The sequence below is a fragment of the Actinomadura sp. 7K507 genome (genome assembly GCF_004348425.1).
Classification (GTDB): Bacteria; Actinomycetota; Actinomycetes; order Streptosporangiales; family Streptosporangiaceae; genus Spirillospora.
The window spans coordinates 1-26,652 of the sequence record NZ_SMKK01000047.1; the positions used below are offsets into that span (position 1 = coordinate 1).

Here is a 26,652-nt window from a genome sequence, read left to right on the forward strand (position 1 = left end):
CTACCACGGTGACACGTGACCGCGCCGTCGAGGCGGCCACTTGCCTGATGAGGCCACCGCCCCGCCAGGCCGGTACCGGCCATCGGGGCCGATGCCGCGCCTCCCGGCGGACAGTCCATGGGTTTGAGCCCGGCGGCCCCTCTGGGCGGCTGGACGGCGGGGCCGCGCTCCTACGGTCCGGTGCCGTGGCGGTGAAGGAACGAGAGAAGCGGCGCCACGCACGGCCGGGACCGCCGCCTCGTGCTGCACGCGCCCACCCGTCCTTGTGGTGTTGCAGCAAATGGCAACTTCGTTCGCCGGCATCAGCGCCGCATCAGGCGGGCGCTTGGGTGACGATAGAGCTCATGACCGAGATCGTCCCCAAGACCCCGGCCGAGATGAGGCCCTTGGACCCCGCGCTTAGCCCCGAGGTCGTGGCCTGGGTTAGTGAGCTGCGCGTGATCTGGGCCGCCACAGGGCTGTCGATCACCCGGTTCGCGGCTCTGTACCCCATCGACAAGGGGAGTGTCTCTCGCTATCTCAACGGCCAGCGCGTACCGCGCGATCACTGGTTTCTGGAAAAGCTGCTGGCTGTCCAGGCGGAGAACGGCAGGACGGTCTCTCCGGATGTGCGTGAGCATCTGACTGATCTGCAATTGCGTGCTCTGGAGACCGCTCATCCGCGGGAATACGTGGTTCGGCTGGTCAGCGACCGGCTGGAGCTCGCGGTCATCGGTCAGCGTGAGGCCGAGCGTTACGCCCGAGACCTGGAGGAACAACTGGCCGATCGAGTCCGCAAGATCGAGCTGCTCGCTGACGACAACAGGCGGCTGCGGACCGCCTGGGACGCCGACCGCGCCGCTACGCAGGCCGAGAAGGAACGTCTCGAACGGGAGATCGCCGAACTCACCGCCTACCTGAAGCAGGCGCGCCGGCGCGGCGTCGACGCTGAACGACGCTGTCGCGAACTCGAAGAACTTCTGAACCAGTTGGAACCCACCGTCCAGGAAGGCGAGCATGAGCCGAAGCCGGACCCTGCCGTGTGGGGCGGCGTGCCGCCGCGCAACCGGCTCTTCACTGGAAGAGACCGACTTCTGGAAGAGCTCCGCTCCAACCTGGCCCGCGAGGCCGCCCCTGCTCCTCAGGTGATCCACGGAATGTTCGGGGAGGGCAAGACTCAGCTCGCGGTGGAGTACGCCCATCGGTATCGCTCCGACTACGACGTCGTCTGGTGGATCCCCGCGGACCAGCCCGTGCTCGTGCGCTCTGCGCTCGCGTCGTTGACCCCGCATCTGGGGCTGTCGTCGGACGCGGTCAGCGGTGTCGCGGAGTCCGCTGACGAGGCCGTGGCCGCCCTGCGCAAGGGTGAACCGCACAGCCGATGGCTGCTGGTCTTCGACCACGCCGACCAACCCGAGGACCTCCGCGACCTGATTCCCCAGGGCCCCGGCCATGTTCTGATCACTTCGCGTAACTGCAGGTGGCAAGCCTACGCCAACACCGTGTCAGTCGGCGTCTTCACCCGTGACGAGAGCGTGGACTTCCTCACCCGACGGGTGCCGCACGGTCTCACGGTGAAGGAGGCCGGCCGGCTCGCGGAGCAAATGGGCGATCTTCCTCTCGCCTTGGAGCAGGCAGGCGCTCTCCACACCGAGACAGGCATCGCGGTTCCCGAGTACCTGCAACTTCTCGCGCAACGCACCAGCAAATTGCTGGCCGAAGGCAGGCCGTCCGAGTATCTGGTGCCCATGACGGCCGCCTATGCGCTGTCGGTCGACAAGCTTGAGGAGAGATTGCCCGAGTCCATGATCCTTCTGCGTCTGTGCGCTTTCTTCGGCCCGGAACCGATACCGCTCGGCGCCCTCAGCAAGCCGGTTCCCGGACTGGAGCCTCAGGTGGCGGACCTGATCGCGGACCCCTTCCGCCTCCTTCGGGTCGTCGCTGAGTTGGGCCGCTTCGGCCTTGCCCGGCTCGACCTCGCGGCCCGGACGATCCAGATTCATCGACTGATCCAGGCCCTGGTTCGCGACGAACTGGACGAGGGGGAACACGAGCGGCTCCAGAACCAGGCCAACCTGCTGCTGGCCGAATACACGTCGACCGACTCGGACGAGCGGCCGAGCAGAACTTCGCCTCACTAGAACGACCAGGGCCGACCGATGGCTGCCTCCGGGTGTTGCCGCTTGATGCAACCCCGTCCCTCACGCCCGTTGCAGCGTGGCGCAACCCCACTCCGAAGTGGCTTGCTGGGGGCATCCCTCCACGGGCATCCCTCGCCGCCCGACACGAGGAGGGCGCGGCCCTGGATGGAAAGGACGCTGTAGATGCCTCAGCCCACGCACAACCCCCATCAGGTTCCCGAATCGTCGCCCGAGAGCGGAGGCGGACGCGGCCCCGGTGTGTTCGTCCCTCAGCATGTGATCGTCACGGGGATCTGCTTCCTGACCGGAGTGGTGGCGGGGATCGTGGTCTGGCTCGTGCCGGACGTGTGGCTGCCGGTGAGCGCCGGAATCGCGGTGACCGGGCTGGCGCTGGGCCTGTACGGGCTCTGGCGCAGCCGTCACCGTCATTGACGCGCTGAGCACGAGCGGGTCCGTTGCGCCCCCAATCGTTGCCTGCCTTGATGTGTGGATGTGAAGCCGGGCCGGGTACGGCCCGGAGCGGCTGCTGGCCCGGGGAGGGGACCATTGGCGTCCTGCGGGTCGTCTGGGGGGGAAACGCAGGCGCCGTGCGCGGCAGCCGCTCCGGGAGATCACAGGGTCTTTTCGATTTTGCGCTGGTTGGCGAGGGCCTCGCCGAGCAACACGTAGTCGTCCTCGACGATGGTCGCGTCAGAGGCCGTAATAGATTTCCCGCTGTGTGAGGGGACGGCCGAGGCGAGTGGCCACGAGGCATTCCATCGTCGGTGGCCGGCGAATGTGCCAGCTCGGGTATTGCTCCTGCAGACGTTCGCGTTCTTGATCGTTCACGGGTGGGGTCCCTGCACATCGGTCCGGCTTTTCGAGGACGAGCCTTGCAGGGGAGAGTTACTGTGAGCTACGAACCGCTCACCCCCCCGGCGAGCACCCGAACCGGTCAGGCGACACCCCCGAACAAGCGGGCCGACACCCGGGAGACACCCGATGGCATCCTCGCGTGACACCAATCCCTCCGCCTACCAGGAGATGTTCGTCAATGAGCTGCGGGCGCGGCGTGAGGCGTCCGGCCTCTCCCGGAACAAGCTCGCGGCGGCGCTGGGCTGCACCCCCCAGTGGATCGCCAAGGTCGAGACCTTCGAGAAGCCCCCGTCCGAGGGACTCGCCGACGACCTGGACACCTACTTCCAGACCGGCGGCATGTTCCGCCGTGCCTGGGAGAAGCACGTCGAAGCGCGGAAGCACGGACTCATCCCCAACGCCGTCCGGCCGCTTGTTGACGCGGAGAAGGAGGCCAACCAGATCAATATCTATGAGCCGCTGCTGGTGACAGGGCTGGTGGCAGACGGAGGAGTATGCGCGCCACGTGTTCAGCTCTGGCACTCGTGCGGACAGAACCGAAGAACTGGTATCGATCAGGATGGAACGTCAGGCGGTTCTTCGTAAGACCGATCCGCCCTGGGTGTTTCTGCTCGTCCGCGAGGCAGTGATACGGGACATTCAGCGAGATTTCCGGGTAGAGCAGTGCAAGCGTTTTCTTGACGTCATGGCGTACCCCAATGTCGCAGTCCAGATCGTCCCGGCCGATGCGCCCGTTTTTCAAGAGAGCGGGTTTCAGCTTCTTAGCTTTGATCAAGCAGCCGATGTCGCCTACGTGGATGGTGCGAGTGGTTTCGGTCAGATACTCACGGACCCGCGCGATGTCCGGAGACTTACCGTAGTCTTCGATGTGATCAGGACTGTCGCGTTACCTGCGAGGGCGTCCGAAAACCTGATCCGAACGATCATGGAGGACACGTGAGCACGCTTGACCCGTCGTCGTTGCGCTGGCGCAAGAGCGCCAAGAGTGGTTCCGAGGGCGGCACCTGTGTAGAGGTGGCCGACATGAACGACGACGTTGCGGTCAGGGACTCGAAGGACCCTGAAGGGCCGAGGTTGGCGTTCGGGCGGGCGGCGTTCGGGGTGCTGGCGCGTGACATTCGCGCCGGACGGTACGACAGGTAGGCGACGTCCGAACGCTGCCGCGTCAGTTGTCGGGGGCCAGGGCGTTGGTGATCAAGCGGTGGGTCACGGGGCTGGTGACTATGAGGGCGTGCTCGGTGACGATCACGGTGTAGCCGACGCCGGGTACGGTCTGCCGCCGGCGTTGAGTTCGGTGAGAAAGTCCGAGCCCCTGACCTGCTGGTAGCAGGAGGCGCATCGGTCTTCCCTCCAGAAGGGGCGAATCATCTTCCAGGGCCGGATGCGGACTCGTCTCTTGCACAAACCGACTGGACGGTATGTGATGCGGGGTGATCGCCTCCGGAGGAGCATCATGCGCGTACGGGCCCTCATCGCACTTGCCGCCACCGTCCTCGCCTTGGTCGTCCCGGTTGCGGGGGCCGCGCATGCCGAGCGGACGCCTGTCGACCGGACGCCGGGGGATCAGCCGCTTCCCGGGTACACGATCCAGAATCCGGCGCTTCCGCCTGCTCAGGTGGGTGGGAAGCCGTCCAGGGTGAAGCAGGGTGTGCACAACCATTCGGGCTACATCATCGAGGTGCCGCCCAAGTGGAACGGCAAGCTGGCCCTTTACGCGCACGGGTACCGGGGGCCGGGGTTCGTGCTGACGGTCGAGCCGCCGCCGTTCGGGCTGCGGCAGCGGCTCCTCGACCAGGGGTACGCGTGGGCGGCGTCGTCCTACTACCGCAACGGGTACGACGTCCGGGCGGGCGTGCTGAGCACGCGGGACCTCGCCGAGCTGTTCGCCGACGAGGTGGGGCGGCCGAAGCAGCGGCTCATCGTCGGCGTTTCGATGGGCGGTCACGTCATCGGGCGCTCGATCGAGCAGTTCCCCCGTTATTACGACGGTGCGCTGCCCATGTGCGGGGTTCTCGGTGACCACGAGCTTTTCGACTACATGCTCGATTACAATCTCGTCGCGCAGGATCTGGCGGGCGTCCGCGAATACCCGGTGACGGACGAGTACGCGACCGTGACCGTCCCCAAGATCATGGAGAACCTCGGGCTCACCGGACTTACGCCGGGCGGGCCGGACACGGCGAACGAGCGCGGGAAGCAGTTCCGGTCCATCGCCATCAACCGGACGGGCGGGCAGCGGCCAGGCGACGAGGAGTCGTTCGCGTACTGGAAGGCGTTCCCGTTCACGCTGGCGGCCCCGCCCGTCCCGGGCGCCACCCTGGCCGAGGAACCGGACCAGCTCTCCACCAACCTGTTCACCTGGTATACGCCGAACAGGCCGGTCAACGTCAACGCGAGCGTGCAGAGGGTGCGCGCCAGGAACCTTCCGGCGCGGTTGTCGAACCGGCTTTCCCAGGTACCGCGCATCAATGGACGGCCGGGAATTCCGGTGCTGAGCCTGCACGATCTCGGGGACATGTTCGTGCCGTTCTCGATGGAGCAGATCTACGCCTCCGAGGTGGCGCGGCAACACCGGTCGCGGTTCCTCGTGCAGCGGGCGATCCGTGCGGTCGAGCACTGCGAGTTCTCCGCCGCCGAGGCCGGGACGGCGTGGGACGACCTGGTCCGCTGGGTCGACAGGGGCAGGCGTCCGGCCGGTGACGTGGTGACGAAGCCGTGGGTGGTGAAGCAGCCCGACTACGGGTGCCGCTTCAGCGACCGGGCCGCCTACGACGCGGGTGCGGGCACCCGGCGGCTGTTCCCCGCCTGCCCCTGACGCCGGTCAACCGGGTCGGGCCGTGCGGGACGGCGGGGTCCGGATGAGGAACGTGCCGGTGAGGACGACGAGGCCGGACAGGGCCAGGACGAGCTGGGCCGGTGCCAGGCCGAGCGGGTCGAACCCCCACCGTCCGAGCAGGTCGGCGGCGGCCCCGGCCACCAGCGCGGCGAGCGCCAGGCCGAACCGCAGGACGGCGTGGAAGGCGGTGAGGGCCAGGTTGCGGCGGTAGCCCTCCAGGCTCTCCTGCATGTAGGTGATGCCGCCGACCAGCGCGGCCGTGGCGGACGCGCCGAACAGCACGGCGCCGAGGAACGCCCAGGCCGTGGACGCGATCAGGCCCATCGAGGCGATCACGGTCCCCTGTATGGCGGTCGCCGTCCGGATCTGCGTCATCAGGTTCCACGACCCGCGGCGGACGATCACCAGGCCCGTCAGCGCGCCGACCCCGAACAGCGCCACCAGCGTCCCGAACCCGGCGGGTCCCGCGTCCAGGACGTTCCGGACGAACACCACGCCGAGCGAGAACAGGGCCCCGAGCCCGAGCGCGACGACCGCGATACCCGGCAGGACGCCGCGCACCACGTCGAGCCGGAGCCCGTCGATGAACCGTCCCTCCCGCTTCGCCGGGTCGGCGCGCCGCTCCCCGGGGGCGGGGCCGAGGTCGGGGATGGAGCGGATCACGAAGTAGGACACGAGGTAGGTCGCCGCGTTCAGCCAGAACACCAGGACGTAGCGCCAGTGGCCCTCCCAGCCGACGCTGTTCGAGAACCACAGCACCAGCCCGAACACGCCCGCGCCCACCGGGATCATGCCGTAGGAGGTGGCCATCGTGATGCCGTTGGCGACCTCCAGCGTGCCGGTGTCGTGGTCCCGGCCGTCCCGCGTGTGCCGCTCGTCGTCCTCGACGAGGTAGGGGATCGCGGCGTCCCGGGCGGGGAGGAACACCAGGCCGACGACCTCGATGACGAACGCCCAGAAGTACACCCACCACAGCCACGGCAGGACGGGCAGCGCGAGCGCCATGCCCACGCGCACCAGGTCCGAGTTCATCATGACGCTGCGCCGCCGCCACCGGGTGACGATCCGCGCGGCCACCGGCGCGCCCAGCGCGTAGGGGAGCAGGCGCAGGACCAGCACGCCGCCGACCGCCGTCGTGGATCCGCTCAACTCCAGGACGAAGTACATCAGGGCGAGCGTGCCCATCCAGTCGCCCAGGGAGGAGACGAGCTGCCCGGCCATGAGCCGCCGGAAGTCGCGGTGGCTCAGTAGTTCTCGGAGTCCCACGTGGGGCTCACCCTCCGTGCCGCGTCCTGCAGCCGCCGCTCACGCCGGACCGCCGGTTCGGCGGGCTTCGCCGCATCGGCGGGGGAGCCGCGCAGGAGGGAGGCGAGCCGGGACGCCGCCCGGTCCCAGCTCCAGGTGTCGCACACCCAGCGGCGGCCCGCCTCGCCCATGAGGCGGGCGCCGCGCGGATCGTCCAGCAGGCCGTTCAGGGTGCGTGCGAGTTCGCGGGGGTCCGCCGCGTCGATCACGGTGCCGGTACTGCCGTCGATGACGGACTCGGGGCTGCCGCCGGACCGGCCCACCACGACCGGCAGCCCCGCCGCGGACGCCTCCAGTACCGACAGCCCGAGGCCCTCGACCTGCAGCCCGCGGCGTTCGTCCCGGCACGGCAGGACGAAGGCGTCGGCGGCGGCGTAGCAGAGCGGCAGGTCGGCGGCGGAGACCGGTCCGGTCAGCGTGACGGTGCCGGGGGCCGCCCGCGCCGCCTGGTCGGTGAGCCGGCGCCGCATCGGGCCTTCGCCGACGATGACGAGCCGGGCGTCCGGATGCCGCCGGACGACCTCGGGCCAGGCGTCCAGCAGCCGGTCGTGGCCTTTGCGGCGGACGAGGCGGGAGACGCTGACGACCACGGGCCCGTCCCCGAGCCCGTGCCGCCGGCGTATCGCGGTGCCGTCCAGCCCGGGGCGGAACCGGAGCGCGTCGACGGCCCCGGCGAGCTGGACCAGCCGCGTCCGGTCGCCGAGGGCGTCCGCGATCTCCGCGCGGCCCGGTTCGGTGAGGTAGGTGAGCGCGTCGAACGTCCTGGCGGCGGCGCGCATCGCGGCGCGGGTGGGCGCGGCCTGGAACCAGCCGAGTTCCTGGCCGTGCGTGGAGGCGATCAGCCGTTTCACCCCGGCCGCCTTCACCAGCGGCGCGTACATGGCGAACGGCGCGGCGGCGGGGATCCAGCCGGCGTGGACGCGGTGCTCGGCGACGAGCCGGCGCAGCCCGCGGAACAGCAGGTAGCCGTGCCGGCGCACGACGGGGAAGTCCAGCCCGGCGTCGAACTCGGCGGCCCCGGGCCACGCGGCCGCGACGACGAGCAGCCGGTCGGCGGGAAGCCTGCGCACCAGTTCCCAGGTGAACGTCTGCACGCCGCCCGGCTCCGGTGGGAAGTGCCCGGTCATCACGAGAGTCCGGGGAATGTCCATTCAGACCCGTTTCCCCTGGGGACGCGGGCCATTCACCGGACGTCCGGCCACGCGCGCCCGTGGCCGGACCGTCGTCAACCGCTTGTCAAAGAAACGGTCACAGGTCGGTAGTGATGATCTTCTCGATGTTCCGTTCGGCGAGGGCGGTGATGGTGACGAACGGGTTGACGGTGGTGTTGCCGGGGACGAGCGAGCCGTCGATGGCGTAGAGGCCGGGGTAGCCGTGCAGGCGGCCGTAGTTGTCGGTGGCCTTGTTCAGGACGGCGCCGCCGAGCGGGTGGTAGGTGAGGTGGTCGCCCCAGATCTTGTAGACGCCGAACAGGTCGGTCCGGTAGATCGTGCCCTCCTTCCGGTTGATCTTGTCGAAGATCGACTTGGCCATGTCGATGCTGGCCTGCTTCCAGGAGGTCTGCCAGTTCAGCTCGGCGCGTCCGGCTCCGGCGTTCCAGGAGAACTCGCCGCGGTGCGGGGTGTCGGTGATCGACAGGTAGAACGAGGCGAAGGTCTCGATCCCGGTCGGGATCGGCGCGACCTCGGCGAACGCGCCGCCGTCGTCCCAGTTGTCGATGCCGGTGGTGGGGATGGACGACTGGAGGCTGCCGGTCGCGTCCCACATGTGGTTGGCGCGGCCGCACATGACATTGCCGTTGTCGCCCCAGCCCTTGCCGACCTCGCCGTTCAGGTTGGGCAGCTTGCCGGTGGCCCGCATCTGCACCAGAAGCTTGCTGGTGCCGACGCTGCCCGCCGCGAAGAACACCCGGTCCGCGGTGACGGTCTTGGTGGCCGTCGTGGCACCGGTCGTGTCGATCTGCTCGATGACGACCGTGTAGCCGCCGCCTGACGCGGGGGACACCGACGTCACCTTGTGCAGCGAGGAGACGGAGACCCTGCCGGTGGCCTTCGCCTGGGCGAGGTAAGTCTGCTGCAAAGACTTCTTGCCGTGGTTGTTCCCGTAGAGGATCTCGGCCGCGAGCGCCGATTTCGGGACCGTTCCAGCCGCCTCCTGCTCCATGTAGTCGAAGTCGTACACGTTCGGCACGTAGGTGAAGTCGAAGTTCGAACGCTGGGCGTGCTTGCGCCCGACGCGGGAGTACTTGTACGCGGCGGTGGTGTCGAACCACGACAGGTCGATCTCGTTGACGCCGAGCGCGGCGTTGGCGCGCGGGTAGTACGTGTCGTACATCTCGGCCGCGTTCACCGACGGCAGGACGGAGCTGAACCGCGCCCGCTTCGGGGTGACCGCCATCCCGCCGTTGACCAGCGAGCCGCCGCCGACGCCGCGTCCCTGGTAGACGGTGATGCCGCTGAAGTCCTCGGCGTCCAGGATGCCGGTGCGGCGGGGGACGTTCCTGTCGATCGGGAAGCCGAGGAAGTTGCTGAGGGGCTGCTTGGTCCTGGTCCGCAGCCAGAAGGACCGTTCGTCCGGTGTGCGGGTGTTGGCGAAGATCTTTCCGTCCGAGCCGGGGGTGTCCCAGGCCTGCCCCATCTCGACCATGTGCACGTCGACGCCCGCCTGGGCGAGCCGCAGGGCCGCGACGGAGCCGCCGTAGCCGGTGCCGATGATCAGAGCCGGGACGCGCGCTCCGTTGCCGATCGGTCCCGCCGCTCGGGCTTGGCCCGGCAGGCCCAGCAGGCCCAGCCCTGCGATAGAACCTGTTCCAATCAGCAGACTGCGGCGGGAGAGCCCGCTGGATCTCTCGCTGGACATGGTGGAGTCACTCATGTGACCTCCTCGATCTCGTACGGGGATTGGAACGTGTTCTACATGGAGTCGTGAGCCACGTCACCCCGTCGCGTGAAAATAACTCATGTCCACATCCGGCTACCAAGCACTTGCTTGGCTAAAGGCCGGTCCGCCTGTTACATTCCGCGCATGATCTCCGCGATCGTCTGGGGTACGGGCAATGTCGGCCGGCTGTCGATCCGCGCCGTCGAGGCACACCCCGCGCTGAAGCTCACGGGCGTGATCGTCCACGATCCCGCCAAGGCCGGAAGGGACGCCGGGGACCTCGCCGGCCTCGGCCGCGCCCTCGGCGTGACGGCGACCACCGACATCGAGGCGGTCCTCGCCACGGGCCCCCAGGCCGTCGTGTACGCGGCGTCCGGGGACATCCGCCCCGACGACGCCCTCGCCGACATCAACGGGGCGATCCGGGCCGGGGCGGTGGTCGTCTCGCCCGCCCTGTACGCCCTCTACGACCAGCGCAACGCCCCGCCCGAGATGCGGAAGGCGGTCCTGGACGCCGTCGCCGAGGGCGGCGGCTCCCTGTTCGTGTCCGGCGTCGACCCCGGCTGGGGCAACGACGTCCTGCCGCTGCTGGTCAGCGGGGTCGCCGGCACCATCGACGTGATCCGCTGCCAGGAGATCTTCGATTACACCACCTACGACCAGCCCGACTCCGTCCGGTACCTCGTCGGCATGGGCCAGCCGATGGACTACGAGCCGCCCATGCTCGCTGCGACCGTCCCCACCATGGTGTGGGGCGGCCAGATACGGCTGATGGCCCGCGCCCTAGGCGTCGACCTCGACGAGATCCGCGAGACCGTGGACCGCCTCCCCCTGGAGGACACCGTGACCACCCCGTCCATGGGCGAGTTCGAGAAGGGCACCCAGGGCGCGGTCCGGTTCGAGGTGCAGGGCATCGTCGAGGGCGAGCCGCGCATCGTCATCGAGCACGTCACCCGCATCCACGCGTCCTGCGCCCCCGAGTGGCCTTCACCACCGGACGGCGACGGCGCGCACCGCGTCATCATCGAAGGCGAGCCCCGCATCGAGGTCACGGTCGAGGCCACCGACCAGGAAGGCAACCGCGCGGCCGGCGGGAACGCCACCGCGGTCGGACGCCTCGTGGGCGCCATCGACTGGCTGGTGGACGCCGAACCCGGCCTCTACGACGCGCTCGACATCCCCCTGCGCCCCGCAGTCGGCAAGCTCGGAGGCACCCGCCCATGAACCTCGACATCCCCGACGGCAAGGACCCGATCCAGTACGCCTGGGGCGAGATGGTCCCCGGCATCGGCCCCGCCGCCGCGCACCTCTCCCTGGCGGTCTACGAGCACACCACCCTCGGCCTCCGCGAGTTCGAGGCGGCCCGGCTCCGCATCGCGCAGATCAACGGATGCCTGTTCTGCCTCGACTGGCGCACCGACCGCGACGGCGAAAAGGTCGAGGACGACTTCGCCGACGCGGTCACCGAATGGCGCACCACCGACGCCTTCGACGACCGCACCCGCCTGGCCGCCGAATACGCCGACCGCTACGCCGTCGACCACCACAACCTGGACGACGAGTTCTGGCAGCGCATGACCGCGCACTACACCCAGCGCGAGATCGTGGAACTGAGCATGTGCATCGGCTCCTGGCTGGCCTTCGGCCGCCTCAACCACGTCCTCGGCCTCGACGCCATGTGCGTCCTCCCCAGGCCCTGACTCACTCGTCCTCGACGCGGGACAGCTTCTCAGGGTTGGCGACGGTGTAGATGCCGCGGATCCGATCGCCCTCCGGGGCAAGGTCGAGGACCATGACGGCGAACGGCGCGTCCTCGTCGAACAGCACCGCCGACGGGTCGCCGTTGACGGTCCGGTAGTGGATGGCGAAATCGTCGTGCCGGTGACGTTTCGCCGTGCCGGACAGGACCCGCGCCACCTTGTCGCGGCCGCGGATGGGACGCAGCGAAGCCGCCCTCCTGACCTTGCCGCCACCGTCCGTCCAGAGCGTCACGTCCGGTGCCAGGAGATCCAGCAGCGAATCCAGGTCACCGCCCAGCGCCGCCTGGAGGAAACGCTCGGTCACCTGCCGCTGCACCTTCGGGTCCGCCTGGTAGCGGGGACGCCGCGCGTGAACGTGCTCCCGGGCCCGGTGCGCGAGCTGCCGGATCGCGGACGGGCTCCGGTCCAGGATCGGGGCGATCTCGGTATGCGCGTAGCCGAACACCTCGTGCAGGACGAACACCGCCCGCTCCAGCGGCGTCAGTGTCTCCAGCACCACGAGCAGCGCCAGCGAGACCGCCTCCGTCCGCTCGGCGGCCTCACCGGCGTCCGGGTGGCTCACGAGCGGCTCGGGCAGCCACGTCCCCACGTACGTCTCGCGGCGCCGGCTGATGAGGGCCTGCCGCCCCAGGGCGGTGTTGACCGCGATCCGCACCAGATAGGCGCGCGGATTCTCGATCTCCTCCGCGTCCTCGGCGGCGTTCCTGGACGCCCACGACAGCCACGTGTCCTGAAGGACGTCCTCGGTGTCGGCGACGCTTCCGAGCAGGTTGTAGACGACCGAGAACAGCAGTTCCCGGTGGTCGGCGAACACCTGCGTCGCGGTGTCCTCGGCGGTGCCTTCGGGCATGGCTCGACCTCCTGTGCGCTTCCCCCCTCAGAGACGCGCCGCCACCCGAAGTGTGACATCCAGGGCCGAAGTGTGATGTGACCCTCCTTTGAGGGTCTCCGCGTCACACTCACGCGTGTCCGTCAGCTCATGGGTCGCGAACGAAAAACGACTCGGAGGTCTTCTCCCATGGCGGACTCTCAGCCGTCCTTCCTCGCGACGGGGCGCGGCAAGATCACCTTGACCCTGCTGTGCGCGATCGCGTTCCTGGACTTCATCGACGCCTCGATCGTCAACGTGGCGCTGCCCGCGATACGCGACGACCTGGACTTCTCCGTCCAGGACCTCACTTGGGTGCCGTCCGGCTACCTGCTCACCTACGGCGGCTTCATGCTGCTCGGCGGCCGTCTCGCCGACCTACTCGGCCGCCGCCGCGTCGTCGTCACCGGGACCGTGCTGTTCTCGCTGGCGTCGATCGTCGGCGGCCTCGCGACCGACTCCGGAACCCTGATCGGCGCCCGCCTCGCCCAGGGCGTCGGCGCCGCGCTCACGTTGCCGGGCACCCTGTCGATCCTGACGACGATGTTCAAGGAGGGCGGCGACCGCGCCAAGGCACTCGGCGTCTGGGGCGGCGTCGCCGGGGGCGCCTCGGCCGCCGGGGTGCTGCTCGGCGGCCTGCTGACCGAGGGCCCCGGCTGGCGGTGGGTGATGCTGGTCAACGTCCCGGTCTGCGTGATCGTGATCGCCGGTCTGTTCCTCCTGGTCGAGGGCGACCGCCGGAGCGCCCGCCTCGCCGACTTCGACATCCTCGGCACGATCCTGGTCACCGGCGGGATGCTGCTGCTCGTCTACACCCTGGTCAAGGCCCCGGACGCCGGCTGGGACACCACACGTACCGTCGGCGGACTCGCCGGTTCCCTGGCCCTCCTCCTGGCCTTCCTCGTCAACGAGCAACGCAGCCGCCACCCGCTCGTGCCGCTGTCGATCTTCCGTATCAGGGGCCTGGCCGCGGCGGACGTCACCCAGCTGGTCGCCGTCGCGGGCCTGGGCTCGATGTTCTTCTTCCTCAGCCTCTACATGGTCAACATCCTCGGCTACTCGCCGCTGGAGACGGGCTCGGCCTACCTGCCGCTCTGCTTCGGCGTCGGCATCTCCGCCGGCGTCGCGACGAGGCTGATCCCGCGCGCCGGAACGCGTCCGCTGATGGTCACGGGCCTGCTGCTCGGCGCCGCCGGGATCTACATCCTGTCCCGCATCCCCGTGGACGGCCACTACCTCACCGACCTGCTGCCCGGCCTCGTGATCACCTCGTTGGGGCTCGGCCTCGCGTTCGTGTCCGTCACCACCGCCGCCAACGCCAACGTCCCGCCCGACAAGGCCGGCCTCGCCGCCGCCCTGCTCAACGCCTCACAGCAACTGGGCGGCGCACTCGGCCTCGCGATCTTCTCCGCCGTCGCCGCGTCCCACACCGACAACCTGATCGCCGACCGGAAACCGGCACCCGAAGCGTTCACCTCGGGCTTCTCCCGCGCCCTCCTGGCCGGCGCCGTCTTTCTGGCCGCCGCCGCCATCGTCGCCCTCCGCGCCGCCAACACCCGCGGCGAGGCTCAGGAGGTCCCCGTGAACGCACCCCCGGAACCGGTCCCGGCCAAGTAGGACGCATCGCCGGCCCCCGGCCGCTCACGAGTGCCGGAGGCCGTGCCGTCACGTCGGTTGACCGCCACCGGCCGACGTTCGGAAGGGCGGCCCATATCCGACAGTGGCCAGCACCAGTAGCATCCGCGCCTTAAGTGACGCCGTCGGGCAGCCCGGTGGCAGCGGGGACGGCGCGGCCGATGCTTGACAACTTGCCCGCGTCGCGCGGGGCCGGGCCAAGTCCGGGTCGGGCAACAATGGAGGGACCAGGCCGTACATTTGCGTCCTGGGCAAGGAGAGGCATCGTGCGTATCCGCTGGATGGTCGAGGAACCCGCCCACCTCGTCTTCGCCGCCAAAGCCGATTCCCTGGCGGCGACCGTATTCGACGGGACTGCGGTCATCGCCACCGCCCACCGATTCGGTGGTCCGTTGCGCCTGTGGGACGCCGCGACCGGAGAGCCCTGGCAGCACTCGTTGCCTTATGAGAGAGGGGTGACGGCACTCGACGCGGTAGGGCCCGGCCTGCTGGCGGTGACGGACTCCCGCACGCGAGTCTGGGATGTCGCTCATGGACGGGAAGTCCACGACCATCCGCCGGTCGAGCACCGTACGAGGTCCTTCGGCCCGAACTCCCGGGCCCGGCCGGTCATGAAGGGCGGCCTCCCTCTGATCGCCTACACCACCCGCGAGTCCCCGGACGCGAGGGGCGAGCGACCCGACGTCGTCCATGTCGGGGTCTGGGACCCCGGAACAGGTACGGAGCGACATCGCCACCGCGTTCGGGACAGCCGGTGGTGGTACGGCGCCAATACGGGTGTCCAGCTCGCCTCCTGGTGCGATACCGACGACCGGCTCTGGGCGGCCTTGCTGCAGCCGGGATCTATCGAGATATGCGATATGTGGAACGGTCGGCTCGTCCGCCCGGATTGGGCCGGCGAGCGGCCGGGCCGGAACCTGCTCTCGGCCATCGAGGTCATCTCCGGGCCGGACGGGCTGCCTTGGCTGGCCATCGGTGACATCAAGGGCGCCGTGTGGCTCCTCGACCCGATCGCGGGCGAAGAGCCCCGTCCCCCCTTGACCGGCCTCACCGGCCGAGTTCTCGGCATCACGTCCTACAAGACTCCGGACGGCGCGACGATGCTCGCGGCCTCGGATTACGACGGCGCGGTCCGCGTCTGGAATCTGGCCGAGGGCCGGGACCGGCCCTGGACCTGGCACAGTGGCCGAGTCACCGTCGTCACGCCCGTTCCGGACGAGGACGGCCCCGCCCTGGTCGCCACCCACGGCGGCGGTGACAACATCGTCCGTGTCCGGAGCCAGGCCACCGGCGAGCCCGTGCCCGGCCCGCCGCTCTGGCCGTCGGACTCGGAGGTGCCTCTTAGTTGGCCCTTCGAAGCCACGCTGGGGAACCACTTCGGCCAGGCCCGCAACGCCGTCGCGCCGGGCGGGCTGCTGGCCACCGTCCCTTTCCGCGGGAGCCGTCGGCGCAAGGTGGGCACCGTACGGATCTGGAACCCGCCCGGCCGTCGCCGACGACGCCGGGGCCGCGCGATGAGCCTGAGGCTGGGGACCGAGGTCGACGTGCTCATCGCCTTCACCGACAGTGCCGGGACCCCCTTGGTCGCCGCCGCCGGGAACGGGGTCCTGCGGACCTGGAGGGCCGACACCGGCCGCCCGGTGGGTCGCCGTATCGGCAAGCCCGACCCGCGTTCACGCGGCGGCCACGCCAAGGCGATGGCCGCCTACACCGCGCCGGACGGAACCCTCCGCATCGCGACGATCGGCATCGGGACGATCGGCCGGTACGACCGGGGGAAAGTCCTGCTGCGGGTGTGGAACATCGCCACCGGCGAGCTCGCGGCCGAGAGCGACCTCAGCGACATCGGCGCACTGGCCGACGTGATCCTCACCCTGCCGGGCGAGAGCCCACGGCTCGTCCTCGGCGGCGAGGACGGCGTCCTGCACATCTGGGACCCGGCCACCGCCGGCACCGTGGCCACCCACCAGATCGGGGACACGATCCACAGCCTGGCCCTCGGCCACGGCAAGACCCTCTTCGTCGCGGCTTCCAACGGCCTGTTCGCCCTCGAACTCGGAGACGGACGAGACGACGAGTAGCAGTTCGGCTCAGGGTTTCAGGCCGGTGGAGATTTCGATGGCCAGTTTCAGGGCCGCCCGGTCCAGCTCGGCGGCGCTGAGCCTGGGCTTGTACTGGGAGTAGCGCACCTTCACGACGAGGTTGCTCTTCCGGAACATCACTCGGTGCCGGGCGGGGAGGTCGCCTTAAGAGTTCGCGCGGTCGAACCGCTCCGGGGCCATGAACGCGGGCGTCCCGGTCATGGCGCCGCCGGTCGTGTGACGGGTGGGGCCGGCGCCGGCGACGTCACGGACGGCTGGCTGGCCACCACCCACCCCGACGTGACGCCCTGGCATTTCAAGGGCGTCCTGCCCGTCTGAATCCCGCCTGGCGGGTGGCGGTCACTTGACGATGACGTTGTCCTCGGGCGCGTCGGGGTCGGCCGTCCAGCCGTCGTGGCCCGCGTCGGCCTCCCAGTGCTTGCCGGCGTAGCGGACCTCGGTGAGGCCGTAGGCCTGCGCGTGCGCCATCGCCCAGGCGGCGACGGCCCAGCCTTCGCGCGTGTTGGCCGCCTTCACCGAGTTCCAGGACTCCGGGCGGGACGGCGCCCCGGCCGTGAGGGGGCCGGGGCCGCCCACCTGCAGCCCGCTGCCGAACGCGCGCCTCATCTCGCGGAGCGCCTCCGGGCGGCGGGAGCCGGTCTGCTTGTCGGGCGGGTACCAGCAGCGGGCCGTCCCGGGCTCGCGGCCGGTGAACGCCGCCGCGAGGAGCTCGCCCTCGTCCTCGTGCTGGGCGTACGCCTCGCCGTCGGCGCTGCGCTGCACCTCCTGCGCCGCGATGTGCAGGTCATGGTCGAGGTAGCCCTTCACCTGGACGAGCGCGTCGAAGAACTTGCTGGTGGTGATGACGGGGTCGCGGAGCTTGTCCGGGGTGCCCCAGCCCTGCGAGGGGCGCTGCTGGAACATGCCGACCGAGTCGCGGTCGCCGCCCGGCAGGTTGCGTATGCGCGACTCCTGGATCGCGGTCGCGTAGGCGATCACCACGGCCCGCTCGGGCAGCCGCTTGCGGAACGCGACGGCGGCGATCGTGGACGCGTTGGAGCCCTGCTCCAGGTCGAGCGGCATCTTGCCCGCGCTCGCCGTCACCTCGCATCCGGACCCGTGCAGGTAGGGGCGGGCCCGCTGGAACAGCGCGTACCCGCCCACCGCGAGCAGCACGACGATGACCGACAGACCCGCGGCCCAGCCCAGGCCGCCACGGCGGCGCCGGCCGCCGCCGCCGTCGTCGGGCTCCTTCTCGGAGCGCGCCCTCTTCGCCCAAACTGCCACGCGAAGACGGTACCGGGAGATCGTCCCCAGTAAGCTCAGGAAGCATGACCGAAACGTTCACCAGCCCGATCACCGGCGGCATCGACGAGTTGTGGGAGCGGCGCGCCGACCTCAGCCCGGACGACGCCGACGCGAAGGCCGCCATCGTGGCCGCCGTCGACCAGATCGACGCCGGCGAGGCCCGTGTCGCCCAGATAGATCCCGCGTCCGACGAGGTGATCGTCGACGAGCGGGCCAAGCGGGCGATCCTGCTGAGCTTCAAGGTCCTCGGCATGGTGCGCTCCCAGGTCGGCGACTTCCGGTACCACGACCGCATCCCGCTCAAGAGCCGCCTGGACGGCGTCCGCGTCGTCCCGGGCGCGATCGCCCGCTGGGGCGCCTACCTGGCGCCCGGCGTGGTGCTGATGCCGTCGTTCACCAACATCGGCGCCTACGTCGACTCAGGCACGATGGTCGACACGTGGGCGACCGTGGGCTCGTGCGCCCAGGTCGGCAAGAACGTCCACCTGTCCGGCGGCGTCGGCATCGGCGGCGTCCTGGAGCCGCCGAACGCCAAGCCGGTGATCATCGAGGACGAGGCGATGATCGGCAGCCGCTCGATGATCGTCGAGGGGGCGCGGGTCGGGAAGGGCGCCGTCGTCGGGTCCGGGACGAACCTGTCGGCTTCCATGCCGGTCATCGACGTGGAGACGGGCGAGGAGATCAGCCGCGGCCGCATCCCCGACTGGTGCGTCGCCGTCGGCGGCACCCGCTACAAGGAGTTCAAGGGCGGGACGTTCGGCCTCCCGGCCGTGCTCATCCTGAAGCGCCTCGAGGAGGGACAGCGGCACGACAAGGCGTCCCTGAACGACATCCTCCGCGACCACGGCGTCGGCTGAACCGGAGGCATCCGTCGGCGGCGCGGCATCTTCACGTGCCCGGAGTCGTTCGGGCATCCGCCGAAGACGGCGGTGCAGTGACCTTCAGCGGGCGCGGGGTCAGGACGGCGACCGCGGCGGCGTAGCCGGGGCCGGTCGCCAGGTCGGCCAGCCGCACGGGGGAGACGGCCGCGTCGCCGTCCCATGCGAGGACCTCGGCCGGGTCGCCCGGCGCGGAGAGGTGGATGGCGGTCATGGGGGCGGCCAGGCCGTGGCCCGTCGCCTTCAAGATCGCCTCTTTCCTGCTCCAGTACCGGTGGAAGGCGCGTTTGCGCTGCTCGGACGGCAGGGCGGCGAAGACGTCGCGTTCGGGCGCGGCCAGGACCATCGCGGCCAGGCGGTCGATGTCGCGGTCGTTCTCGCGCTCGACGTCCACGCCGACCATGGCGCCCTCGGCGACGGCGAGGACGACGCGGTCCCCGGAGTGGGAGAGCGAGAAGTCGAGGTCGTGGCCGGGAAGGCGGGGCTTGCCGTGAGCGCCGCCGCAGTGCGGGCAGTCGGTGGTGAACCTGATGCCTCCCGGGTCCAGGCCGGTGATCCCGGCGAGGGTCGTCCGCGCGAGGAACCGGCCGGTGACGAAACGGGCCTTGTCCTCCTTGCGGAGGAAGCGGTCGTAGCGGTCGCGTTCCCCGTCGTCCAGGAGGGCGCGCATCCCGGGTTCGTCGGCGGGGGCCGCCCAGTGAACGGCGCACTCCAGCACAGGCATCTCCACAACCGCGATGATAAGACTTGAGCATGGGGCTGGATCTCTTTTCGGACGTCGCGGACCTGACGGCGGAGATCGTCGACATCGAGTCGGTGAGCGGCGCGGAAGGTCCCCTCGCCGACGCGGTCGAGGAGGCGCTGCGGGCGCTCCCGCATCTGGCGGTGGAACGCGACGGCCACAACGTGGTCGCCCGCACCGGGCTCGGGCGCGCCGAACGCGTCGTCCTGGCCGGGCATCTCGACACGGTGCCGCTGAACGGCAACCTCCCGTCCCGCGTGGAGGGCGACCGCCTCTACGGCTGCGGGACGACGGACATGAAGAGCGGCGTCGCGGTCGCCCTCCGCCTCGCCGCGACCGTCACCGCGCCGGCGCGCGACATCACCTACGTCTTCTACGAATGCGAGGAGATCGAGGCGGAGCGCAACGGGCTGCGGCGGCTCGCGGTGACCCGTCCCGAGCTCCTCGCCGGCGACTTCGCGGTGCTGATGGAGCCGACCGGCGGCCTGATCGAGGGCGGCTGCCAGGGCACGATGCGCGCCGAGGTCACCGCGGCGGGGGAGCGGGCGCACAGCGCGCGGGCGTGGATGGGCTCCAACGCGATCCACGCGGCCGGGCCGATCCTGGACGTCCTCCGCGCCTACGAGCCGACCCGCCCCGTCGTGGACGGCCTGGAGTACCACGAGGGCCTGAACGCCGTGTTCATCAGCGGCGGCGTCGCGGGCAACGTCATCCCCGACGAATGCGTCGTCACCGTGAACTACCGGTTCGCGCCCGACAAGTCCCCGGCCGACGCCGAGGCGTACCTTCGGGAAATCTTCCGCGGCTTCGACGTGAAGATCACCGACAGTGCGCCGGGCGCGCGTCCCGGGCTGACGCATCCGGCCGCGGCGGCGTTCGTCGCGGCCAGCGGCGCCGATGTGCGCGCCAAGCTCGGCTGGACGGACGTCGCCCGCTTCTCCGAGCTCGGCGTCCCGGCCGTGAACTACGGCCCCGGCGAACCGACCCTCGCCCACACCAAGGGCGAGTACGTCGAGATTCCCCTGATAGCGGAGTCCGAACGACGCATGCGCACGTGGTTGGAAGGGCCTACTACCGTGGCCGCATGACTTTGAATCCGCACTCCCCCTCGCGACGGCAGGGGCCCGCGATGCTGCGGGGGAAGGCCGTCCCGAAGACCACCACCGACCAGCGGCTCCTGGAGAGCCGCGGCCCGGTCGACTGGGTGCACGCCGACCCGTGGCGCGTCCTGCGGATCCAGGCGGAGTTCGTCGAGGGGTTCGGCCTGCTGGCGGAGCTGCCGAAGGCGGTCAGCGTGTTCGGCAGCGCCCGCACCGGGCGGGACTCCGACGAGTACAAGCTCGGCGTCGAGATCGGCGCGCTCCTGCACGAGGCCGGCTACGCCGTGATCACCGGCGGCGGCCCGGGGATCATGGAGGCCGCCAACAAGGGCTGCGACGAGAACGGCGGGCTTTCGGTCGGCCTCGGGATCGAGCTGCCCTTCGAACAGGGGATGAACGACCACGTCGACATCGGGCTGGAGTTCCGCTACTTCTTCGTCCGCAAGACGATGTTCGTCAAGTACTCGCAGGCGTTCGTGGTGCTGCCCGGCGGTTTCGGGACGCTGGACGAGCTGTTCGAGGCCATCACCCTCGTCCAGACCAGGAAGATCACCCGGTTCCCGATCGTGCTGGTCGGCACCGAGTTCTGGGGCGGGCTGATCGAGTGGATCCGCTCGACCATGCTGCCGTCCGGCAAGATCTCCTCCCACGACCTCGACCTGATCCACCTCACCGACGACCCGGACGAGGCCGTCCGCATCATCGTCGAGGGCCACACCCGCGCCGAGCAGGAGATCATCGAGGCCCGCGCCCAGGCTGAGGCCAAGGAGGCCGCCTCCGAGTGACCCGCCCCCCGGAGCCCGCGGGCTCCGGGGCCAGCCGCCCTCCGACGACGACGCCGTACAGGACGTGGTCGAGGGCGACCGCGGCGCGCCATTGGAAGCCGTGCTCGTGCACGTGCCGGACGCCCAGCATGGGGGCGATGCCGGCTTCGAAGCCGAGCCAGATCGCCAGGCCGTAGAGCGGGCCGCTGAGGGGGTTGCCGCGGATCCGGCGCGGCAGCAGGCCGTAGGCCACGCCGCCCGCCGCGCCGTACGTCCAGTGGAACAGCTCGGTGAGGGCATCCTGGTTCCTCGGGGCCAGCTTCCGGAGGAACGGCAGATGTTCCTTCACGAACGCCTCGGGCGGGGTCTCCTCGTGCGGCCCGACGGCGGCGGTCACGGTCCGGACCCCGGTCATCGCCATGGCGGCCACGAGCCCGCGCGCCCCCGCCCGGACGACCGTGCCCGCGTTCCTCGCCGGCATGTCCGACCCCATGGCCACCTCCTCTTAAGCCGCCTGCCCTCTGGGCGGGGAAACATGCGCCGAGCCGGTACGCGCCGGCGTCCTCGCCGGGAGGCGTAGGGAACGCGTGAAGATCGTGGGCAGGCGCGTAGGGAAAGCGTCAAGACGCGCCAGAAGCGTCTGAACTGGGTGTTTTCTGCAGCCATGGCAGATTTGATGCTTCTCGTGCTGACGCTCGCGGTCTTCGCGGTGCTCGGCCTCGCGGTCAAGGGGGCGGAGCGGCTGTGACTCCCGAGAACGCGGTCGGGCTCGTGCTCGCCGCCGGGCTGATCGTCTTCCTTCTGGTGGCGCTTCTCCTTCCGGAGAGGTTCTGATGGGGACGACGGCAGCCGGGATCCTGTTCATCGGATCGCTGATCCTCGCCCTCGCCGCCGTGCACGTGCCGCTGGGCGACCACATGTACCGGGTCTTCACGTCCCCCAGGCACCTGAAGGCGGAGCGGGCGGTCTACAGGATCGTCGGGGTCGACGCGGACGCCGGACAGAAATGGAGCGTCTACGCCAGGAGCGTACTGGCGTTCTCGCTGGTGTCGGTCCTGGTCCTCTACGGGCTGCAGCGGCTCCAGAGCCACCTCATGCTGAGCCTGGGGTTCGAGGGCGTCCAGCCCGACATCGCGTGGAACACCGCGATCAGCTTCGTCACCAACACCAACTGGCAGGCCTACTCCGGCGAGAGCACCATGGGATACCTGGTGCAGATGGCCGGGCTCGCGGTGCAGAACTTCGTGTCCGCCGCCGTCGGCATCGCCGTCGCGATGGCGTTCGTCCGCGGCCTCGTCCGGCGCAGGACCGGGGAGCTCGGCAACTTCTGGGTGGACCTGACCCGGGCCCTGCTGCGCCTGCTCCTCCCGATCGCGGCGGTCGCCGCCGTCGTGCTGGTCGCGGGCGGCGCGATCCAGAACCTCGCCGACCCGCACACCGTCTCCACGCTGACCGGCGGGCAGCAGACGATCACCGGGGGACCGGTCGCGTCGCAGGAGGTCATCAAGGAACTCGGCACCAACGGCGGCGGGTTCTACAACGCCAACTCGGCGCACCCGTTCGAGAACCCCACGAGCTGGACGAACTGGATCGAGGTCTTCCTGATCCTGCTGATCCCGTTCGCGCTGCCCCGGACGTTCGGCCGGATGGCCGGCGACCGGAGGCAGGGCCTCGCGATCCTCGCGACGATGGCCACGCTCGCGATCCTGAGCGTCGTCGCGGTGAACGCGGCGCAGCTCACCCACCCAGGGACGGTCCCCGGGTCGGTGGGCGCCGCCGCCGAAGGCACCGAGGCGCGGTTCGGGATATCCAACTCCGCGACGTTCGCCGCGGCGACCACGCTGACCTCGACCGGGGCCGTCAACTCCTTCCACGACTCCTACACCAGCGTGGGCGGCGCGGTCCTCATGCTCAACATGATGGTCGGGGAGGTCGCGCCCGGCGGCGCCGGGTCGGGGCTGTACGGGATGCTGATCCTGGCGATCATCACGGTGTTCGCGGCCGGGCTGATGGTCGGCCGCACGCCCGAGTACCTCGGCAAGCGGATCGGCGCCCGCGAGATCAAGCTGGCGTCGCTGTACTTCCTGGTCACCCCGATGATCGTCCTGGTGGGCACCGGGATCGCGATGGCGTTCGAGACGCCGCGCGAGAGCATGCTCAACTCCGGGCCGCACGGCCTGTCCGAGGTGCTGTACGCGTTCACCTCGGCGGCGAACAACAACGGGTCGGCGTTCGCGGGACTGTCCGCCGCGACCCCGTTCTACGACGTCGCGCTCGGCCTGGCCATGGCCTTCGGCCGCTTCCTTCCGATCGTGCTCGTGCTGGCGCTGGCGGGGTCGCTGGCCCGGCAGGCGCCGGTCCCGGCGTCGGCGGGCACGCTGCCGACCCACCGCCCGCAGTTCGCGGGCCTGGTCGTCGGCGTCACCCTCGTCCTCGTCGCCCTGACGTTCCTCCCCGCGCTGGCCCTCGGGCCGCTCGCAGAAGGGATCCACTGATGTCCGTCCAGACCCAGGAGCCCCCGGCCGCGGCCGGGGAGCAGGTCCCGGACCGGGCCGGCGGCGGCCTGCTGGACGCGAGCATGCTGCTGCGCTCGCTGCCCATCGCGCTGCGCAAGCTGGATCCCCGGCTCATGTGGCGCAACCCGGTGATGCTGGTCGTCGAGATCGGCGCGGTCTGGACGAGCGTCCTCGCCGTCCTGGACCCCACGGCGTTCTCCGTCCTGATCGCGGTCTGGCTGTGGCTCACCGTGGTCTTCGCCAACCTCTCCGAGGCCGTCGCCGAAGGGCGCGGCAAGGCGCAGGCCGACACCCTCCGCAGAACCCGGACGGAGACGACGGCGCGCCGGCTGACCGGCCGCGGGCCCGGCGTGCCCGGACGGGAGGAGCCCGTCGCGGCGGCCGAGCTGCGGCGGGGCGACATCGTGGTGGTCGAGGCCGGGCAGGTCGTCCCGGGCGACGGGGACGTCATCGAGGGCATCGCCAGCGTCGACGAGTCCGCGATCACCGGCGAGTCGGCGCCGGTGATCCGCGAGTCCGGCGGCGACCGCAGCGCCGTGACCGGCGGGACGCGGGTCCTGTCGGACCGGATCGTCGTGCGGATCACGCAGCGGCCCGGCGAGTCGTTCGTCGACCGGATGATCGCCCTGGTGGAGGGCTCGTCCCGGCAGAAGACCCCGAACGAGATCGCGCTGAACATCCTGCTGGCCGCGCTGACGGTCGTCTTCCTGGTGGCGATCGCGACCATGCAGCCGCTGGCGGTCTACTCCGTGGCGAACGACCCCGGCGTCTCGGGCGGAGACGTCCTCGGCGCCCACGGGGTCACCGGGATCGTCCTGGCCGCCCTGGTGGTGTGCCTGATCCCGACGACGATCGGGGCGCTGCTGTCGGCCATCGGCATCGCGGGCATGGACCGCCTCGTCCAGCGCAACGTGCTGGCCATGTCGGGACGCGCCGTCGAGGCCGCCGGGGACGTGAGCACCCTGCTGCTGGACAAGACCGGCACGATCACGCTCGGCGTCCGGCAGGCGTCGGAGTTCGTCCCGGCCGGCGGCACGGCCCCCGAGGAACTCGCGGACGCCGCGCGGCTGTCGTCGCTGGCCGACGAGACACCGGAGGGCCGCTCGATCGTGGTGCACGCCAAGCGGGCGCACGGGCTGCGGGAACGGCACACCGGGGAACCGGCGCACGCGGAATGGGTCCCGTTCACGGCGCAGAGCAGGATGTCCGGCGTCGACGTGGACGGCCGCCGCCTCCGCAAGGGGGCCGCGGGCGCGGTCACCGCGTGGGTACGGGAGCAGGGCGGCGCGGTGCCGGCCGGGCTCGCCGACCTCGTCGACGGCATCTCCGCGTCCGGCGGGACCCCGCTCGTCGTCGCCGAGGCCCGCGACGGTCAGGCGCGCGTGCTGGGCGTCGTCCACCTGAAGGACGTGGTCAAGCCGGGCATGCGGGAGCGGTTCGACCGGATGCGCGCCATGGGCATCAGAACGATCATGGTGACCGGCGACAACCGGCTGACCGCGAAGGCCATCGCGGACGAGGCCGGGGTGGACGACTTCATCGCCGAGGCGACCCCCGAGGACAAGCTGGCCTTCATCAGGGCAGAGCAGGAGGGCGGCCGGCTCGTCGCGATGACCGGGGACGGCACCAACGACGCGCCCGCCCTCGCGCAGGCCGATGTCGGCGTCGCCATGAACACCGGCACGTCCGCCGCCAAGGAGGCGGGCAACATGGTCGACCTCGACTCCGACCCGACCAAGCTCATCCAGATCGTCGAGATCGGCAAGCAGCTGCTCATCACCCGGGGCGCGCTGACGACGTTCTCGATCGCCAACGACGTCGCCAAGTACTTCGCCATCGTCCCGGCGCTGTTCGTGGCGCTGTTCCCGGGGCTGGACGCGCTCAACGTGATGCGGCTGGCGAGCCCGCAGTCCGCGATCCTGTCGGCCGTCGTGTTCAACGCGCTGATCATCGTGGCGCTGATCCCGCTCGCGCTGCGCGGCGTCCGGTACCGGCCGGGCCCGGCGTCCCGGCTGCTGAACCGCAACCTGCTGGTCTACGGCCTCGGCGGCGTCGTCGCGCCGTTCGCCGGAATCAAGATCATCGACCTTCTCGTCCAGTTCGTCCCAGGGATCGCCTGATGCACACGCTTCCTTCCTTCCTTCGCCGGCACCTCGCGGCGCTGCGCGCGGTGCTCGTCTTCACCGCCGTCCTCGGCGTCGCCTACCCGCTGGCGATCACGGGCGTCGCCCAGTTGCCCGGACTGAAGGACCGCGCCGGCGGGTCGTACGTCAGCGCGGACGGCGAGCGGGTCGGCAGCGCGCTCATCGGCCAGTCGTTCACCGGCGCGGACGGCAAGCCGCTCAAGCAGTACTTCCAGAGCCGGCCCTCGGCGGCGGGGGACGGCTACGACCCGACCGCCACGTCCGCGAGCAACCTCGGCCCCGCGGACGTCGTCGACACCGCCGACCGGAAGAGCCTGCTCAGCACGGTCTGCGCGAACAGCAAGGCGGTCGGGGAGCTGGAAGGCGTGGACGGCGCCCGCCCGTACTGCACCGAGGGCGGGGCCGGCGCCGTCCTGTCCGTCCTCGGGCCCCGCGACGCCTCCGGCGCCGTCACCCGCCCGACCAGGGTGATCAGCGTCAACGAGCCGTGCCCGGCCGTGCCGTTCCGCGCCGAGTACGCGGGCGTCGAGGTGGAGTGCGCCGCCGGCGGCCAGGACCCGCGGGCCGGGCGGATCGTGCCGATCCGCGGGGAGTCCCCCGAAAAGCCCGCCGTCCCCGCCGACGCGGTCACGTCGAGCGGTTCCGGTCTCGACCCGCACATCTCCACGGCCTACGCCGGCCTGCAGGCCAGGCGTGTCGCGGAGATGCGCGGAATCCCGGCCGGAACCGTGCAGAAGCTGATCGACGGCGAGACCACGGGCCGGGCCCTCGGCTTCATGGGCGAGCCCGCGGTGAACGTGCTCAAGCTGAACATCGCCCTGGACAAGGCCGCCCCCTACCAGGGCTGAGAGGATTGGCAC

General features: G+C 70.5%; 26 protein-coding genes. 17 read left to right on the forward strand and 9 right to left on the reverse strand.

Translation table 11 applies throughout. From position 1 onward, the window contains the following. Window positions 1–344 precede the first annotated feature (344 nt). The 5 genes from fxsT to E1285_RS13255 all read left to right on the forward strand — a co-directional run bounded on the left by fxsT (window position 345) and on the right by E1285_RS13255 (window position 4,118). Entirely contained in the window at window positions 345–2,120 is a 1,776-nt protein-coding gene (gene fxsT / locus E1285_RS13235; protein ID WP_243722750.1) for an FxSxx-COOH system tetratricopeptide repeat protein, read from the forward strand. Window positions 2,121–2,303: 183 nt separating this feature from the next. Next, on the forward strand, window positions 2,304–2,552 hold the full coding sequence (locus E1285_RS13240) for a hypothetical protein (RefSeq protein ID WP_132151669.1): 249 nt from the start codon (window positions 2,304–2,306) through the stop codon (window positions 2,550–2,552). Window positions 2,553–3,101: 549 nt separating this feature from the next. After that, on the forward strand, window positions 3,102–3,560 hold the full coding sequence (locus E1285_RS13245) for a helix-turn-helix transcriptional regulator (RefSeq protein ID WP_132151671.1): 459 nt from the start codon (window positions 3,102–3,104) through the stop codon (window positions 3,558–3,560). Next, complete coding sequence (locus tag E1285_RS13250) at window positions 3,481–3,915, forward strand: DUF5753 domain-containing protein (RefSeq protein ID WP_243722751.1); 435 nt, start codon at window positions 3,481–3,483, stop codon at window positions 3,913–3,915. Before E1285_RS13245 ends, E1285_RS13250 begins: the two co-directional genes overlap by 80 nt. Next, a complete protein-coding gene (locus tag E1285_RS13255) occupies window positions 3,912–4,118 on the forward strand; it encodes a DUF397 domain-containing protein (protein WP_132151675.1) in 207 nt (68 codons plus the stop codon). Before E1285_RS13250 ends, E1285_RS13255 begins: the two co-directional genes overlap by 4 nt. Window positions 4,119–4,140: 22 nt before the next feature. Here E1285_RS13255 and E1285_RS45565 read toward each other — a convergent pair whose 3' ends face one another. Next, complete coding sequence (locus tag E1285_RS45565; protein ID WP_165966597.1) at window positions 4,141–4,314, reverse strand: hypothetical protein; 174 nt, start codon at window positions 4,312–4,314, stop codon at window positions 4,141–4,143. 114 nt (window positions 4,315–4,428) lie between these two features. Between E1285_RS45565 and E1285_RS13260 the strand changes: the two genes are divergently transcribed. Continuing rightward, the gene (locus tag E1285_RS13260) at window positions 4,429–5,790 is read left to right on the forward strand and encodes a hypothetical protein (protein ID WP_207946570.1); all 1,362 of its coding nucleotides are present in this window, start codon (window positions 4,429–4,431) and stop codon (window positions 5,788–5,790) included. A 6-nt stretch (window positions 5,791–5,796) separates the two neighbouring features. On the opposite strand, the gene E1285_RS13265 is transcribed toward E1285_RS13260, so the two are convergent. The 3 genes from E1285_RS13265 to E1285_RS13275 all read right to left on the reverse strand — a co-directional run bounded on the left by E1285_RS13265 (window position 5,797) and on the right by E1285_RS13275 (window position 9,990). After that, on the reverse strand, window positions 5,797–7,077 hold the full coding sequence (locus E1285_RS13265; RefSeq protein WP_132151679.1) for an MFS transporter: 1,281 nt from the start codon (window positions 7,075–7,077) through the stop codon (window positions 5,797–5,799). After that, the gene (locus E1285_RS13270; RefSeq protein ID WP_207946571.1) at window positions 7,056–8,243 is read right to left on the reverse strand and encodes a glycosyltransferase family 4 protein; all 1,188 of its coding nucleotides are present in this window, start codon (window positions 8,241–8,243) and stop codon (window positions 7,056–7,058) included. Before E1285_RS13270 ends, E1285_RS13265 begins: the two co-directional genes overlap by 22 nt. Before the next feature lie 121 nt (window positions 8,244–8,364). Continuing rightward, the gene (locus E1285_RS13275; RefSeq protein ID WP_132151681.1) at window positions 8,365–9,990 is read right to left on the reverse strand and encodes a GMC oxidoreductase; all 1,626 of its coding nucleotides are present in this window, start codon (window positions 9,988–9,990) and stop codon (window positions 8,365–8,367) included. A 150-nt stretch (window positions 9,991–10,140) separates the two neighbouring features. Here E1285_RS13275 and E1285_RS13280 point away from each other — a divergent pair, with 150 nt between their 5' ends. Next, complete coding sequence (locus tag E1285_RS13280; protein ID WP_132151683.1) at window positions 10,141–11,220, forward strand: dihydrodipicolinate reductase; 1,080 nt, start codon at window positions 10,141–10,143, stop codon at window positions 11,218–11,220. After that, complete coding sequence (locus E1285_RS13285) at window positions 11,217–11,696, forward strand: carboxymuconolactone decarboxylase family protein (protein WP_132151685.1); 480 nt, start codon at window positions 11,217–11,219, stop codon at window positions 11,694–11,696. The genes E1285_RS13280 and E1285_RS13285 overlap by 4 nt, the downstream gene beginning before the upstream one ends. 1 nt (window position 11,697) lies before the next feature. Here E1285_RS13285 and sigJ read toward each other — a convergent pair whose 3' ends face one another. Further along, the gene (gene sigJ / locus E1285_RS13290) at window positions 11,698–12,606 is read right to left on the reverse strand and encodes an RNA polymerase sigma factor SigJ (protein WP_132151687.1); all 909 of its coding nucleotides are present in this window, start codon (window positions 12,604–12,606) and stop codon (window positions 11,698–11,700) included. A 168-nt stretch (window positions 12,607–12,774) separates the two neighbouring features. Between sigJ and E1285_RS13295 the strand changes: the two genes are divergently transcribed. Further along, a complete protein-coding gene (locus E1285_RS13295) occupies window positions 12,775–14,241 on the forward strand; it encodes an MFS transporter (protein WP_132151689.1) in 1,467 nt (488 codons plus the stop codon). A gap of 284 nt (window positions 14,242–14,525) precedes the next feature. Further along, window positions 14,526–16,340, forward strand: a complete 1,815-nt coding sequence (locus E1285_RS13300; RefSeq protein WP_132151691.1) for a WD40 repeat domain-containing protein — start codon at window positions 14,526–14,528, stop codon at window positions 16,338–16,340. A gap of 9 nt (window positions 16,341–16,349) precedes the next feature. Here E1285_RS13300 and E1285_RS48155 read toward each other — a convergent pair whose 3' ends face one another. Both E1285_RS48155 and E1285_RS13305 read right to left on the reverse strand, forming a co-directional pair. Then, a complete protein-coding gene (locus E1285_RS48155; protein WP_279510061.1) occupies window positions 16,350–16,478 on the reverse strand; it encodes a hypothetical protein in 129 nt (42 codons plus the stop codon). Window positions 16,479–16,700: 222 nt separating this feature from the next. Next, the gene (locus tag E1285_RS13305) at window positions 16,701–17,627 is read right to left on the reverse strand and encodes a hypothetical protein (protein WP_243722752.1); all 927 of its coding nucleotides are present in this window, start codon (window positions 17,625–17,627) and stop codon (window positions 16,701–16,703) included. 44 nt (window positions 17,628–17,671) lie between these two features. On the opposite strand from E1285_RS13305, the gene E1285_RS13310 reads away from it, so the two are divergent. After that, a complete protein-coding gene (locus E1285_RS13310; protein WP_132151693.1) occupies window positions 17,672–18,505 on the forward strand; it encodes a 2,3,4,5-tetrahydropyridine-2,6-dicarboxylate N-succinyltransferase in 834 nt (277 codons plus the stop codon). A 31-nt stretch (window positions 18,506–18,536) separates the two neighbouring features. Here the strand turns inward: E1285_RS13310 and E1285_RS13315 are convergent, their stop codons facing one another. Next, window positions 18,537–19,250, reverse strand: a complete 714-nt coding sequence (locus tag E1285_RS13315; RefSeq protein WP_132151742.1) for a 4'-phosphopantetheinyl transferase superfamily protein — start codon at window positions 19,248–19,250, stop codon at window positions 18,537–18,539. Between the two features lie 29 nt (window positions 19,251–19,279). Between E1285_RS13315 and dapE the strand changes: the two genes are divergently transcribed. Both dapE and E1285_RS13325 read left to right on the forward strand, forming a co-directional pair. Continuing rightward, on the forward strand, window positions 19,280–20,356 hold the full coding sequence (gene dapE, locus E1285_RS13320; RefSeq protein ID WP_132151695.1) for a succinyl-diaminopimelate desuccinylase: 1,077 nt from the start codon (window positions 19,280–19,282) through the stop codon (window positions 20,354–20,356). Then, complete coding sequence (locus E1285_RS13325; protein WP_132151697.1) at window positions 20,353–21,153, forward strand: TIGR00730 family Rossman fold protein; 801 nt, start codon at window positions 20,353–20,355, stop codon at window positions 21,151–21,153. The genes dapE and E1285_RS13325 overlap by 4 nt, the downstream gene beginning before the upstream one ends. Here E1285_RS13325 and E1285_RS13330 read toward each other — a convergent pair. Next, a complete protein-coding gene (locus tag E1285_RS13330; protein WP_132151699.1) occupies window positions 21,104–21,625 on the reverse strand; it encodes a hypothetical protein in 522 nt (173 codons plus the stop codon). The genes E1285_RS13325 and E1285_RS13330 overlap by 50 nt on opposite strands. Window positions 21,626–21,876: 251 nt before the next feature. Here E1285_RS13330 and kdpF point away from each other — a divergent pair, with 251 nt between their 5' ends. The 4 genes from kdpF (at window position 21,877) to E1285_RS13350 (ending at window position 26,640) form a co-directional block, all read left to right on the forward strand. Continuing rightward, a complete protein-coding gene (gene kdpF, locus E1285_RS13335; protein ID WP_132151701.1) occupies window positions 21,877–21,966 on the forward strand; it encodes a K(+)-transporting ATPase subunit F in 90 nt (29 codons plus the stop codon). Beyond that, on the forward strand, window positions 21,966–23,627 hold the full coding sequence (gene kdpA / locus E1285_RS13340) for a potassium-transporting ATPase subunit KdpA (protein WP_132151703.1): 1,662 nt from the start codon (window positions 21,966–21,968) through the stop codon (window positions 23,625–23,627). Before kdpF ends, kdpA begins: the two co-directional genes overlap by 1 nt. An 83-nt stretch (window positions 23,628–23,710) precedes the next feature. After that, window positions 23,711–25,768, forward strand: a complete 2,058-nt coding sequence (gene kdpB, locus E1285_RS13345) for a potassium-transporting ATPase subunit KdpB (protein ID WP_207946573.1) — start codon at window positions 23,711–23,713, stop codon at window positions 25,766–25,768. Beyond that, window positions 25,768–26,640 carry a potassium-transporting ATPase subunit C gene (locus tag E1285_RS13350; RefSeq protein ID WP_132151707.1) on the forward strand — a complete coding sequence of 291 codons (873 nt, stop codon included), beginning with the start codon at window positions 25,768–25,770 and terminating at the stop codon, window positions 26,638–26,640. Before kdpB ends, E1285_RS13350 begins: the two co-directional genes overlap by 1 nt. The last annotated feature ends 12 nt before the right edge of the window (window positions 26,641–26,652 follow it).

Coding starts and splice junctions, on each gene's coding strand:
- E1285_RS13260 (WP_207946570.1), top strand. CDS start 4,429: ATGCGCGTACGGGCCCTCATCGCACTTGCCGCCACCGTCCTCGCCTTG.
- E1285_RS45565 (WP_165966597.1), bottom strand. CDS start 4,314: ATGCGCCTCCTGCTACCAGCAGGTCAGGGGCTCGGACTTTCTCACCGA.
- dapE (WP_132151695.1), top strand. CDS start 19,280: ATGGGGCTGGATCTCTTTTCGGACGTCGCGGACCTGACGGCGGAGATC.
- E1285_RS48155 (WP_279510061.1), bottom strand. CDS start 16,478: ATGTTCCGGAAGAGCAACCTCGTCGTGAAGGTGCGCTACTCCCAGTAC.
- sigJ (WP_132151687.1), bottom strand. CDS start 12,606: ATGCCCGAAGGCACCGCCGAGGACACCGCGACGCAGGTGTTCGCCGAC.
- E1285_RS13330 (WP_132151699.1), bottom strand. CDS start 21,625: ATGGGGTCGGACATGCCGGCGAGGAACGCGGGCACGGTCGTCCGGGCG.
- E1285_RS13275 (WP_132151681.1), bottom strand. CDS start 9,990: ATGAGTGACTCCACCATGTCCAGCGAGAGATCCAGCGGGCTCTCCCGC.
- kdpA (WP_132151703.1), top strand. CDS start 21,966: ATGGGGACGACGGCAGCCGGGATCCTGTTCATCGGATCGCTGATCCTC.
- E1285_RS13325 (WP_132151697.1), top strand. CDS start 20,353: ATGACTTTGAATCCGCACTCCCCCTCGCGACGGCAGGGGCCCGCGATG.
- E1285_RS13240 (WP_132151669.1), top strand. CDS start 2,304: ATGCCTCAGCCCACGCACAACCCCCATCAGGTTCCCGAATCGTCGCCC.
- E1285_RS13295 (WP_132151689.1), top strand. CDS start 12,775: ATGGCGGACTCTCAGCCGTCCTTCCTCGCGACGGGGCGCGGCAAGATC.
- kdpB (WP_207946573.1), top strand. CDS start 23,711: ATGCTGCTGCGCTCGCTGCCCATCGCGCTGCGCAAGCTGGATCCCCGG.
- E1285_RS13270 (WP_207946571.1), bottom strand. CDS start 8,243: ATGACCGGGCACTTCCCACCGGAGCCGGGCGGCGTGCAGACGTTCACC.
- E1285_RS13350 (WP_132151707.1), top strand. CDS start 25,768: ATGCACACGCTTCCTTCCTTCCTTCGCCGGCACCTCGCGGCGCTGCGC.
- E1285_RS13285 (WP_132151685.1), top strand. CDS start 11,217: ATGAACCTCGACATCCCCGACGGCAAGGACCCGATCCAGTACGCCTGG.
- fxsT (WP_243722750.1), top strand. CDS start 345: ATGACCGAGATCGTCCCCAAGACCCCGGCCGAGATGAGGCCCTTGGAC.
- E1285_RS13245 (WP_132151671.1), top strand. CDS start 3,102: ATGGCATCCTCGCGTGACACCAATCCCTCCGCCTACCAGGAGATGTTC.
- E1285_RS13315 (WP_132151742.1), bottom strand. CDS start 19,250: ATGCCTGTGCTGGAGTGCGCCGTTCACTGGGCGGCCCCCGCCGACGAA.
- E1285_RS13280 (WP_132151683.1), top strand. CDS start 10,141: ATGATCTCCGCGATCGTCTGGGGTACGGGCAATGTCGGCCGGCTGTCG.
- E1285_RS13310 (WP_132151693.1), top strand. CDS start 17,672: ATGACCGAAACGTTCACCAGCCCGATCACCGGCGGCATCGACGAGTTG.